This is a genomic window from bacterium (assembly GCA_035370465.1).
Taxonomy (GTDB): Bacteria; Ratteibacteria; UBA8468; order B48-G9; family JAFGKM01; genus JAGGVW01.
In genome coordinates, this window is sequence record DAOOVW010000047.1 from 1 (window position 1) to 11752 (window position 11752).

An 11752-nucleotide genomic window follows, 5' to 3' on the forward strand; every position below is an offset into this window, starting at 1 on the left:
GTTGGACCTGTTACAAGCACAATACCACCTGAATATTTTAACAAATTCTCCCATCTTTTTAAATCATATTCAAGAAAACCCAATTCTTCCAATCCCTTTAACATTGATGTTTTATCAAGAATTCTCAAAACAACACTTTCTCCATAAATTCCAGGTAAAGATGAAACACGAAAATCAATTGGTCTTCCACTTATATCAAGCATAATTCTACCATCCTGCGGAAGCCGTTTTTCAGCCAGGTCCATTTTTGCCATTAACTTAACTCTTGCTATAACTGCTTTCTCAATCCTTTTTGGTGGAGAGACAGTCTCATATAAAACCCCATCAATTCTAAACCTAACTCTAAATTTCTTTTCAAGTGGCTCAAAATGAATATCACTTGCTCTTCTTCTCAATGCTTCAACAAAAACAAGATTTACTATTTTAACTACTGGCGCCTGTAATGCAAGGGACTCTTCATCATCCCCTAATTCTTCTGCTGGTAAATCCAGGTCTATTGTTGCACTACTTGCTTCCTGAATCATTTTTGTTAAGTCCTCCATTTCTCCTTCACCATAATACTTTTCAAGAAGTTGGTCCATCTCTTCTTTAAAAGTTACCATAATTTCTACATCTTTTATACCCTCAATATTTATCAGCCCTTTAAAGTAATCACCAGCAAGAATATTTATAGGGTCATCTGTAACAAGAACAACAACTCCATTTTCTCTTTTTTCCCATGGAACCACTCTATGACTCTTGGCAATTTTCCCGGGTAATAGAGAAAGAACTTCATGGGGTATTTCTCTTGCGGATAATTCTCTTTGAACTATTCCTAATTGAAAATAAAAAGAAGGAGCAACCTCTCCAAACGGTAACATTCCCCTATTTTGAAAAATTTCCTTTAATGGCTGACCTGTTTTACTTTGTTCTTCCAGTGCAAGCTCTATTTCTTTTCTACCCCAAAGACCTACATTTTGAATAATATTTATTACTTCTTTTTTTGTTGGCATTGTATAACTATAATATCACTTTAAAAATATTTTGTCAACAACAATTTTTTCTTTCTTTTTTTGCTATCTTGATTTGAAAATAATATTTATCCTTATCAAATCCTCACCTAAAAATTTATTTATATTTCCATCCTTCATCAAGCATAATAAGAAAATTTTGAACAGGAATATAGTTTGCTATTGAATTTCCAGAACCCAAAGCATACCTTTCAGGCATACATTGGTCAAGAACTCTTCTTACATATTTTCTTAAATTTTCTTCATTATAAGTACATAATTTATTAACATCAATCCCACCCAAAATACCAATTTTTTCATCATATAACTCTTTAAATTCCCATACAGGAATGATTTCATCCTGAAAAGAATGAAAAGCATCTATCTTTACATCATATATAAAATCATTCATAATTTCTAAAACATTTCCACAACAATGAAGAAAATACATTTTCCCTTTTTCATGCGCAATTTGAGAAAATTTTTTATGAAATGGAATTACTAATTTTCTTATGTAGAACGGTGAAAGAAATGTTGATGTTTTAAAACCCAAGTCATCCCCTTGAAAAAATCCTTCAACATTATCAATTTCAACAATATTTTCATAAAAAGATACCATCAATTGTCCAACTTTATTAAAAACCGCCTCAACTAATTCATAATTTTCATATATTAAATAACTCATATTCTCAAAACCAAGAATTTTCTCACTTGATATTTCAAAAACACCAGAAGAAGGGCAAACCACCATTTTCATTCCTTCTGGTAAATTTTTACTTGTAATTTCATAAGTTTTATAATCAATTTCATTTATTTTTGGCCATGGGTATTTTTCAAACTCATCCCAATTTGAAATTACACCTTTATTTTCTTCTACCCATCCCCTCTGCCCTCTTGAAAGAACTGCAGTATCCTCTCCTACCCTCCCTTTCCCCTCAAAATCAAGCCCCCCTGATATTCTCGCATAATCATACCCTAATTGATACCAGAAATAAATTTCCTGTTTGGTCCAATCATCAATATTTTCATAAGAAAAATCAATCCATTTTCTCCCAAAATATTTTTCACTAATATATTTTTTAATCTCATAATCAAAAAGAAGTTCGGCAAAATGCACCCTTTTCGCTTTTTCTTTCCCTTCAAGAACTTTTTTGAATGTCTCAAAATCGGCTTTTTTCTTTTCTGATATAAATTTGAATTCCACATTTTTAATTGTAATATTTCCTTGAAATAAATCAATAAATAAAATATAATTTTTGTATGGAAAATTATAAATTATTTTCGCCATCTGATTATAGATACAAAGTAGACCAACTTATTGATTATCTTACAGAAGAAAGTTTTCTTAATTATAAAATTAAAGTTGAAATTGCACTTCTCCAAACACTTTCAGATTTTAATCTCTGTCCAGAAGATGTTGTAAAAGAAGTAGAAAAGGTAGCCCGGAATATAAAGGCAGAAGAAATATATGAGGAAGAAAAAAGGATAAAACATGATATAAGGGCAATTGTTAATGTTTTGAAGAAAAATGTATCTGAGAAAGCAAAACCATTTATTCATTTTTGTGCTACTTCTTATGATATTGTTGAACCAGCAAGATGTCTTATGTTAAAAGAAGCAACAGAAAAAGTAATTATTCCAGATATGATTGAGCTTGAAGATATTTTCATAAAACAGGCAAGGAAAGAAAAGAAAACAATTCAAATTGGAAGAACACATGGACAACATGCAGAACCAATTACTTTTGGATTTTTTCTTTCTGTTTATATTGAAAGATGGGGAGAAAGAATTTTAAAAGTAAATAACGCAAAAGAAAACCTAAAAGGAAAATTTTCAGGTCCAGTTGGTTGTTATAATGGACTTTCACTTTTTATAAAAGATGTAGAAAAATTTGAAAGTACTTTTCTTGAAAAACTTTCTCTTAAACCATCAAGAATTTCAACTCAAATTGTTCCACCTGAACCAATGGTTGATTTTGTCCATTCTATAATTTCTTCTTTTTCAGTCCTTGCAAATCTTTCAGATGATATGAGAAACTTACAAAGAACAGAAATAGGAGAAGTTGGAGAGCCATTTGAGGAAAATCAGGTTGGTTCTTCTACAATGCCACAAAAAAGAAATCCAATAAATTTTGAAAATGTAAAGAGTGCATGGAAAACATTTATGCCAAGAATTATAACTTCTTATTCAGACCAGATTTCAGAACATCAAAGGGACTTAACAAATTCTTTATCACAAAGATATATTCCAGAATTGCTTGTTATGTTTGATTCATCTATCAGAAGAATAAAAAGTATAATGGAGAAAATTGTTGTTGATAAAAATAATTTGGTGAAAAATTTTAATATGAGTAAAGACAAAATTATAGCAGAACCAATGCAAATTTTACTTTCTTTTTATGGACATCCTGATGCACATGAAAAAATAAGGCAACTTTCAATGAAATCATATCAAACAGGTATTCCCTTAACAGAAATTGTTTTTCAGGATGAAGAAATTAAAAAATATATTGAAAAATTTACACCTCAACAAAGAAAAGTAATAGAAAACCCAGAGAATTATACAGGAATTGCAAGTCAGAAAGTGAACAAAATATGCAATTTCTGGGAAAAAAAATTAAAAAGGATATAAAATGGGAAGTGTTAAGGACTTAGAAATTATTAAAAAAGCAGAAAAAGATAAAATGGGAATTGGAAGATTCCATTTTTCAGATAGATACTCTGTTTTTGATTGGGGAGAAATGCCTGATAATATTGATGGAAAAGGTGCCTCTTTATGTATTGTAAGTGCTTTCTTTTTTGAAAAGATTGAAAGAAAAGGCATTAAAACACATTATAGAGGGGTTGTGGATAAAAATGGAAATTTAAGAAAGTTTGGGGAAATTGAAAGACCTGTTTCTACAATGGAAATTTCTCTTGTCCGAGTTTTAAAACCAACATTTTCATCAGGTAAATATGATTATTCAATTTATAAAAAGGAAAAAGGTAATTTTCTCATTCCTCTTGAAATTATTTATAGAAATGGGATTCCTTCTGGTTCAAGTATATTAAAACGGCTTAAAAATGGTGAATTAAATTTGTCAGATATTGGACTTGACCATTTTCCAGTAGAAGGAGAAAAATTGGAAAAACCAATATTTGATATCAGCACAAAATTAGAGATGAAAGATAGATATATTTCCTTAAAAGAAGGTAAAGAAATTGCATGCCTTTCTGATGAGGAAGTAAGTCAAATGCAAGAAGTTCTTTTTGTAATAAATGCAACAATAAGTGAAGAAGTCAAAAAAATAGGGATTGAAAATGAAGATGGAAAAATAGAACTTGGATTTACCCCTGAAAGAGAATTTATTGTTGTTGATGTTATAGGAACTCCTGATGAATGCAGATTTACATACAATGGTATAAATTTAAGTAAGGAAATTGCAAGACAATATTATAGAAAAACAAAATGGTATGAAGAAGTAGAAAGAGCAAAAAATGAGGCAAAAGATATTGGAATTGATGATTGGAAATCACTTTGTAAATTAAATCCAAAAAAATTACCTACAAAATTGAAAAAAACAATTGAAAATATTTATAAATCATTTGCTAATGAACTTACCGGTAAAAAATTCTTTGCCAGTCCTCCTTTAAAAGAAATTATACAAGAATACTCCTCATATTTGCCCTAATTCTGGAACTATGTTTCAGAAAACGGTGTGTATTTGAAAAAATCCGAATTGCTTTTGTTCTTTTGCGGCAAAATACAGTTAAATAATAATAAAAAGAGAGGGAATTTATTGAGATGAAAAAACAACAAAATTTGAATAAAAAAGTGTTACCGATGTGCCCAACTCATACACACCACAAAAAAGAGAGAAAGTGTGTTTATTGTGCAATAAGAAAAATTTAAAAATATCAGTAATTTTTTAAATAAATTTATCAATTAACAAGGAATAAAAAATTATGAAAAAAGACATTAAGCAAATCGTTAAGAAATATTACGGAAAAATTGCGACTAAAAATACCGGCTGTTGTAGCAGTGGTTGCGGTTGTGAAAATACAGCAACCAATGAACAAATTGCAGAAAGCATAGGTTATTCCAATCAAGAAATAAAATCAGCGTCTGACGCAAATCTGGGACTCGGCTGTGGCAATCCAACAGGAATGGGACAAATTAGAGAGGGAGATGTTGTTTTAGATCTAGGTTCGGGAGCGGGATTTGATTGTTTTTTAGCAGCCAAAAAAGTTGGCATATCAGGACGTGTTATTGGCGTAGAAATATCTGAGGAAATGGTAGAAAGAGCAAGATCTAACGCCAACAAATACGGATATAAAAATGTAGAGTTTAGATTGGGCGATATTGAAGAATTGCCGGTTGAGGATAATTCCATTAATATAATAATCAGTAATTGCGTTATCAATCTTGCGCCGGATAAGTCAAAAGTTTTTAATGAGGCACGCCGAGTCCTCAAAAAAGGGGGGAAAATGTATATTTCAGATATTGTATTGCTGAAAAATTTATCAAAAGAACAAAAAGGAGACAATGAATTAATAGCGGGGTGTGTGGGCGGTGCTTTATTAAAAAATGACTACTTGAAAATTATTAAAAAAGCAGGACTCAAAATAAAAGTTTTATCCGAAGATAAAGATATAAGCAAAAGACATTATCAAGGAATACCGCTTGAGAGTTTAAAAATTGAAATTCAAAAATAATAAAGAAAAACCCGCTTCTGGCGTTCTGCCTTCGGCGGAACAAAAACAAAAAATTAAACTTTGCGCCTAAAATCGGCTGGCGAGCCCTCGCAAAGGGCGAGCCAAACCTTTCCTTTTCCAACTGGCGGAGAGGGAGGGATTTGAACCCCCGTCCACCCTTTTCGGGCAGAAGCCGATTTCGAATCGGCCGCTTTCATCCACTCAGCCACCTCTCCTGTTGGTAAAAATTATTATTTTATAATTCAATAATTTGTTATAATTATACTATGAATTATCTTAATTATGGAATTATTGAGAAAGAATTCCCATGGATTTTTGAAAAACAACAACAGGCAATTATAAGTCCTGATGTAGATGGGATATTATGCGGTTTACTTATGTCAAATTACTTAGAATGGGAAATTGTTGGCTTTTACGATGGGAAAATGCTCTGTCAGACAAAAAATATAAGTATCAAAGATTGTATTTTTCTTGATATTGAAATTTTTAGAAAGGAAATAAGAAGTTGTGGTCATCATATGCTTTTATACAACAAGAACGAAGTTCCTGATAATTGGGGAAATTTCAATAAGTCAATCAATCCAAATAATTTAAGAAATTTTGATGCTCTTCATAATTTTCAAAAGAAATACCCATTAGCGACAATTCATTTTCTTTTGTGCTGTTTAAAAGAAATATTAAATAAAGAAATTAAGTTTTTAAACACCACAACTGTTCCTCTTTTATATGTTGATGGAACTTTTAAAAATTTACTTAATTACCCTGAAAATTGTAATGAATGGCTTATGTTTCTTAAAGCGAAAAAGCAAGATAGTCCAATTTACCCAATTTTTGAGATATTTTCAAGACAGAAACTTAAAGATATTATCCATTTATTACAGAGTATTTTTGAAAAGTTTGATAACATAAAAATCAATAAAAGAAGAGGAGATAAAATTTTATTAGAGAAAATTAATAATATCCCTTTATCTTTCCAAAAATATTATCCACTTTTTGAACTATTAGGTGAATATACTGGATGGGAATTTAAAAAAGAAAAGTGGAATTTAGAGGAGTTTAAAATAATTAAACTTGAGAAAAAGATAGAAAACAGCTTAACGGGTAAAAATTTTATAGAGATTATAGAAAAAAACCCAATCTCATGGGCAATTACAGCAAACAAAAGAATGGAATACACATTAGGAAATTTTGGATAATTATTTTTCAATAAATAAAGGAATAGAATACATTTCTATTCTTTTTTCGGCTAATTCACAATATTCCTTTGAAATTTCAAATCCAATAAATTTCCTACCTAACTTTATTGATGCTATTGCTGTTGTTCCACTACCCATAAATGGGTCTAACACAATGCCATTTTCAGGACAAAAACATTCTATAAAATCAACAGGTAATTTATCAGGAAAAGTTGCTGGATGTTGATGTTTTAATTTATCGCCATCTCCACAGGTTAAATATTCCCAGATAGTTCCTCTACACTTCATTTTATTTATTTTTATTTGTCTTGATTTAAGTGTTTTTCCATTTGTCAGTCGTGTTGCTCCTCCTGTCATAGTAACTCCACCCCATTTAGATGGAATTTTTAATGGCGCTTTATTAAAATATTGTGGTTTCTCCCCTTTTAAAAAAACAGGCATATATTCGTGGTCAACTCTAAATCTTTTGTTCCACCACGCTCCTTCTGCACCATATTTTTTGTATATTAAACATTCAAATAACTTAAAACCAATATTTTCACACCAGTCAATAATTGTTTTAAAAGAAGTAAGTGTTTTACTATAATTTTTTGTCTGGTCTTGAATTACCATTACAGCAATACCCCCTTCTTTAAGAACTCTGTAAATCTCCATTCCAACACTATGAAGGTCTAATTTAAATCCGTGATAATTCCTTATATTATCGTAAGGTGGAGAAGTAACTACAAGGTCAATACTTTTATCTGGAAGCAATTTCATTCCTTCTACACAATCCATACATACAACTTTATTTATAAGTTTTTCTATCATACCTTTATTATATAAAATTTTGTATCTTTCATCCACTCAGCCACCTCTCCTGTTGGTAAAAATTATTTCCTTGGACCAAAAATCCCAGTCCCAATTCTTACCATATTTGCTCCTTCTTGGATTGCTATTTCCCATGTATCTGTCATTCCCATTGATAAATACTTCATTTCTACATTTGGGAAACACTTTTCTTTTAATTTATCAAATAACTCTTTTGTCAACCTGAAATACTGTCTCATATCTTCTGGTTTTTCAACAAGTGGTCCCATAGTCATCAATCCTTTTATTCTTACATTTTCAAGAGTAGAGATTTCTTCAACAACTTTTTCAATATCTTCTGGTAAGACACCACTTTTTTGTATTTCTCTTCCACTATTTATTTCCAACAAAACTGGATAAATTATTTCTTTTCTTTTTGCGTGTTTATCTATTTCTTTTGCAAGAGAAAAATTGTCAAGTGTTTCAATCATATCAAATATCTCAATTGCTTTTTTTACTTTGTTTTTTTGTAAATGCCCTATCATATGCCATTTAACTTTTTTCCCTATAACTTTAAACTTTTCTTCTGCTTCCTGAACATAATTTTCTCCTATTATTTTTATTCCACACTCTATTGCCTCAAGTATTTCATCAACACTTCTTGATTTTGTTGCAGCAATAAGTTCAACACCGCCAGGTAATTTTCTAAAAATTTCATTTAAGTTTTCTTTAATTCCCATTGAATTCTCCTTTCTTTTATTATACAATTTTTGTAAGGAGATTATAATGTTTTCAATTGGTCTTGATTTTGGAACAAATTCTGTAAGATGTGTAATTGTGGATTGGATAAATGGACAGGTTTCAGGAGAAGCAATTTCAAATTATATTTCAGGCATTGATGGTGTAATAATTGATGAGAAAAATCCACATTTTGCAAGGCAGAATCCTTCTGATTGGTTAATTTGTCTTGAAAAAGTTATTAAAGAAGCAATAAAGAAAAGCAAAAAAGAAAATAGTTTTTCCATTGATAAAATTATAGGAATTGGTGTAGATACAACAGGAAGTACTCCTTTACCTGTTGATGAAAATTTAACTCCCCTTTGTTTTTATCCTGAATTTCAAAACAATCCAAATGCAATGGCATACCTTTGGAAAGACCATACATCAATTAATGAAAGTGAAGAAATAACACAACTTGCAAAAAAAATTAGGCCCGAATATCTAAAGAAAATAGGAGGTGTCTATTCCTCTGAATGGTTTTTTTCAAAATTACTCCATCTGGCAAGAGTTGATAAAAATGTTTTTGAAAAAATGGGGACTTTTATTGAATGCTCAGATTTTATACCTGCTGTTCTCTCTGGTATAAAAAAACCAGAAGAAGTAAAAAGGTCTATTTGTGCAGCAGGACATAAAGCGATGTTTAATGAAAAGTGGGGAGGACTTCCAGATAATGAATTTCTTGAAAAACTTGATATTTCTTTTAAAGGGTTAAGAAAAAAACTATATGAAAATACCTATCCAGCAGGGAAAATTGCTGGATATTTATGTAAGGACTGGGCTATAAAAACAGGACTGAAAGAAGGGATACCTATTAGTGTAGGAGGACTTGATGCCCACATTGGAGCAGTAGGAGCAGGCATAAAAGAAAAAATACTTGTTAAAGTTATAGGGACTTCTGGATGTGATATGATGATATACCCTAAAAATAAATATTTAGAAGATATTCCTGGTATTTGTGGAATTGTTCCTGATTCTATTGTTCCAGGATATTATGGAATTGAGGCAGGACAACCCGCTGTTGGAGATATTTTTTATTGGTTTGTAAAAAAGTTTATGCCTGAATTTACTGAAAATTCTTATTACTACTTTACAAAAAAAGCAGAGAAAATAAAGCCGGGAGAAAGTGGACTTTTATGTCTTGACTGGCAAAATGGGAATAGAACAATTCTTGTTGATGAAAAATTAACAGGGCTTATTCTTGGGTTCACTTTAAATACAAAACCAGAAGAAGTTTTCAGATGTTTGATTGAAGGAACTGGTTTTGGAGAGAAAGTAATAATTGAACAACTCAAGAAATATTGTGGTGAAGTAAACGAAATAATTGCAACAGGAGGTATTTCTGAAAAAAATCTTCTTTTAATGCAGATATACTCTGATATTTTGGGAAAAGAAATAAAATTACCTGTTCAACAACAAACATGTGCAGTAGGAGCAAGCATTTTTGGGGCAATTGCAGGAGGATATTTTAAAAATGTAAATGAAGCACAGGAAAAAATTTGTAAATTTAAGGACTTTGTCTATAAACCCGAAAACAAAAACAAAAAAATTTATGATAGAATTTATGTGTGTTATAAACAACTTTATGATGCATTTGGAACAAAAAATTATAAAGGAACTCTTTATAATGTAATGAAGGACTTACTTAAAATAAAAGAAGAAACAACTGGAAGTTAATTTATATAATTTTTATAAAAAATGGAGGAGATAATGGAAACAATAAAATTTGATGATTTTAAAAAAATTGATTTAAGGGTAGGAAAAATTTTAGAAGTTGAAGAAATAGAAGGAGCAGACAAACTTTATCTTTTAACTGTTGATATTGGGGATGAAACAAGAAAATTAGTTGCAGGAATAAAAAAGTGGTACAAGAGAGAAGAACTGGTTGGAAAAACAATAGTTGTTGCTGTTAATTTAGAACCAAAAGTTATAAGAGGGATTGAGAGTAAAGGTATGCTTCTTGCAACATTATTTGATACTCAACTTTCTGTTTTGACAACTGATAAAGATGATGTCCCTGCTGGCAGTAAAATTACTTAATTTTTATAAATAAACTGGTAAAAACTCATTTTTCTTTTAAGTATTTGAAGGTATAAGGTAATTTTTCAACTATATCAGAAGGTATTAATGAAATTTCACCTTTTTCCTTACAGGCAAAATCTCCGGCAAGTCCATGAACAAAAACCCCAAATTTTGCACTTTCAAACTCATCCATTCCCTGAACAAGAAAACTGCCAATAATACCTGAAAGAACATCTCCACTTCCACCTGTTGCCATTCCTGGATTTCCTGTTAAATTCACATATATTTCTTTTCCATCACTTACAATAGTTCTATACCCCTTTAAAACAACAACTACATTATTTTCCTTTGCAAATTTCAAGGCAATTTTTTCTCTATTTCTTTGTATTTCATCAATTTCTTTGCCAGTTAAAAATTTCATCTCCCCGGGATGGGGTGTAATAACTGGTTTTACTTTTAATTTTTCAAAAATACTTAAATTTTCTGAAATAATTTTTAAAGCATCTGCATCAATAAGAAGTTTTTTATCAATTAATGGTAATAATCCCATAACAAACTTTTTTGTTCCACTATTTAAAGAAATCCCGGGACCTATAACAACACCATCACTTTTTTCTTTTATGAATTTATATGCAACATCAATACCTTTTTCTGAAATAAAACCATTATCATTAGGTAAAGGTAAACTCATAACTTCTGTAAGTTTTACCTCAATTATTTTATTTAAACAGGAAGGAATACCAATAGTTACAAGTCCACACCCACTCCTTAAAGCAGAAATAGAGGAAAGGCAAACTGCTCCTGTTAAGCCAGTACTACCTCCAATTATAAAAAGATGTCCAAAATTTCCTTTATGAGTATCTTTTTTTCTTTCTTTAAGGACTGAAGGGATAACTTTCATTATTATTTATCTGAAAAAGGCACAACATTTACTACTTTTTTACCCTTTTTTTGTGAAAATTCAACAACTCCATCAATTAAACTGAAAAGAGTAAAGTCCTTCCCAATTCCCACACCCTTGCCAGGCATAATTTTTGTTCCTTTTTGTCTAACAATAATATTGCCACCCTTAACAACCTGCCCAGCAAAAATCTTGGTTCCTCTAAATTTTGGATTTGAATCTCTTCCATTACCTTGTTTTTTTCTTCCCATAGTGCTTTAATTATACTTTTTAAAAATTTTATTGTCAACAGGTCGGCATTCCTCAAAAATAATCTCTTTGAAAGAGAGTAGTTTCCTCATAAATAAATTTGACAAAGATAAAGGCCATCCTGTATATATGAAT

12 protein-coding genes and 1 tRNA gene are annotated in these 11752 nt (G+C 30.5%); 6 read left to right on the forward strand and 7 right to left on the reverse strand.

The window, feature by feature from the left end; translation table 11 throughout:
* Both PLW95_06595 and PLW95_06600 read right to left on the reverse strand, forming a co-directional pair.
* Window positions 1-992, reverse strand: a 992-nt coding sequence (locus tag PLW95_06595) for an ATPase, T2SS/T4P/T4SS family (protein ID HOV22328.1), incomplete at its 3' end; no start/stop codon positions are given.
* A 115-nt stretch (window positions 993-1107) separates the two neighbouring features.
* Complete coding sequence (locus PLW95_06600; protein ID HOV22329.1) at window positions 1108-2277, reverse strand: uroporphyrinogen decarboxylase family protein; 1170 nt, start codon at window positions 2275-2277, stop codon at window positions 1108-1110.
* On the opposite strand from PLW95_06600, the gene PLW95_06605 reads away from it, so the two are divergent.
* The 3 genes from PLW95_06605 (at window position 2250) to arsM (ending at window position 5683) form a co-directional block, all read left to right on the forward strand.
* On the forward strand, window positions 2250-3620 hold the full coding sequence (locus PLW95_06605; protein ID HOV22330.1) for a lyase family protein: 1371 nt from the start codon (window positions 2250-2252) through the stop codon (window positions 3618-3620). The two genes, PLW95_06600 and PLW95_06605, sit on opposite strands and share 28 nt — an antisense overlap.
* A gap of 1 nt (window position 3621) precedes the next feature.
* A complete protein-coding gene (gene purC, locus PLW95_06610) occupies window positions 3622-4659 on the forward strand; it encodes a phosphoribosylaminoimidazolesuccinocarboxamide synthase (GenBank protein HOV22331.1) in 1038 nt (345 codons plus the stop codon).
* 274 nt (window positions 4660-4933) lie between these two features.
* A complete protein-coding gene (arsM, locus tag PLW95_06615; GenBank protein ID HOV22332.1) occupies window positions 4934-5683 on the forward strand; it encodes an arsenite methyltransferase in 750 nt (249 codons plus the stop codon).
* A gap of 122 nt (window positions 5684-5805) precedes the next feature.
* Here arsM and PLW95_06620 read toward each other — a convergent pair.
* Window positions 5806-5898: transfer RNA gene (locus PLW95_06620), tRNA-Ser, on the reverse strand.
* Window positions 5899-5949: 51 nt separating this feature from the next.
* Between PLW95_06620 and PLW95_06625 the strand changes: the two genes are divergently transcribed.
* Window positions 5950-6879, forward strand: a complete 930-nt coding sequence (locus PLW95_06625) for a hypothetical protein (protein ID HOV22333.1) — start codon at window positions 5950-5952, stop codon at window positions 6877-6879.
* Here the strand turns inward: PLW95_06625 and PLW95_06630 are convergent, their stop codons facing one another.
* Window positions 6880-7725: a site-specific DNA-methyltransferase gene (locus tag PLW95_06630; protein HOV22334.1), complete on the reverse strand. Its 846-nt coding sequence runs from the start codon at window positions 7723-7725 to the stop codon at window positions 6880-6882.
* A 26-nt stretch (window positions 7726-7751) separates the two neighbouring features.
* Window positions 7752-8408, reverse strand: a complete 657-nt coding sequence (locus tag PLW95_06635; protein HOV22335.1) for a YggS family pyridoxal phosphate-dependent enzyme — start codon at window positions 8406-8408, stop codon at window positions 7752-7754.
* 46 nt (window positions 8409-8454) lie between these two features.
* On the opposite strand from PLW95_06635, the gene PLW95_06640 reads away from it, so the two are divergent.
* Together PLW95_06640 and metG are read left to right on the forward strand one after the other, a co-directional pair.
* A complete protein-coding gene (locus PLW95_06640) occupies window positions 8455-10122 on the forward strand; it encodes a ribulokinase (GenBank protein ID HOV22336.1) in 1668 nt (555 codons plus the stop codon).
* A gap of 33 nt (window positions 10123-10155) precedes the next feature.
* A complete protein-coding gene (gene metG / locus PLW95_06645) occupies window positions 10156-10485 on the forward strand; it encodes a methionine--tRNA ligase subunit beta (protein HOV22337.1) in 330 nt (109 codons plus the stop codon).
* Between the two features lie 25 nt (window positions 10486-10510).
* On the opposite strand, the gene PLW95_06650 is transcribed toward metG, so the two are convergent.
* Together PLW95_06650 and PLW95_06655 are read right to left on the reverse strand one after the other, a co-directional pair.
* A complete protein-coding gene (locus tag PLW95_06650; GenBank protein ID HOV22338.1) occupies window positions 10511-11368 on the reverse strand; it encodes an NAD(P)H-hydrate dehydratase in 858 nt (285 codons plus the stop codon).
* 2 nt (window positions 11369-11370) lie between these two features.
* Window positions 11371-11619: a 50S ribosomal protein L27 gene (locus PLW95_06655; GenBank protein HOV22339.1), complete on the reverse strand. Its 249-nt coding sequence runs from the start codon at window positions 11617-11619 to the stop codon at window positions 11371-11373.
* Window positions 11620-11752: the final 133 nt, after the last annotated feature.

Coding starts and splice junctions, on each gene's coding strand:
- PLW95_06605 (HOV22330.1), top strand. CDS start 2,250: ATGGAAAATTATAAATTATTTTCGCCATCTGATTATAGATACAAAGTA.
- PLW95_06600 (HOV22329.1), bottom strand. CDS start 2,277: ATGGCGAAAATAATTTATAATTTTCCATACAAAAATTATATTTTATTT.
- purC (HOV22331.1), top strand. CDS start 3,622: ATGGGAAGTGTTAAGGACTTAGAAATTATTAAAAAAGCAGAAAAAGAT.
- arsM (HOV22332.1), top strand. CDS start 4,934: ATGAAAAAAGACATTAAGCAAATCGTTAAGAAATATTACGGAAAAATT.
- PLW95_06625 (HOV22333.1), top strand. CDS start 5,950: ATGAATTATCTTAATTATGGAATTATTGAGAAAGAATTCCCATGGATT.
- PLW95_06635 (HOV22335.1), bottom strand. CDS start 8,408: ATGGGAATTAAAGAAAACTTAAATGAAATTTTTAGAAAATTACCTGGC.
- PLW95_06640 (HOV22336.1), top strand. CDS start 8,455: ATGTTTTCAATTGGTCTTGATTTTGGAACAAATTCTGTAAGATGTGTA.
- metG (HOV22337.1), top strand. CDS start 10,156: ATGGAAACAATAAAATTTGATGATTTTAAAAAAATTGATTTAAGGGTA.
- PLW95_06650 (HOV22338.1), bottom strand. CDS start 11,368: ATGAAAGTTATCCCTTCAGTCCTTAAAGAAAGAAAAAAAGATACTCAT.
- PLW95_06655 (HOV22339.1), bottom strand. CDS start 11,619: ATGGGAAGAAAAAAACAAGGTAATGGAAGAGATTCAAATCCAAAATTT.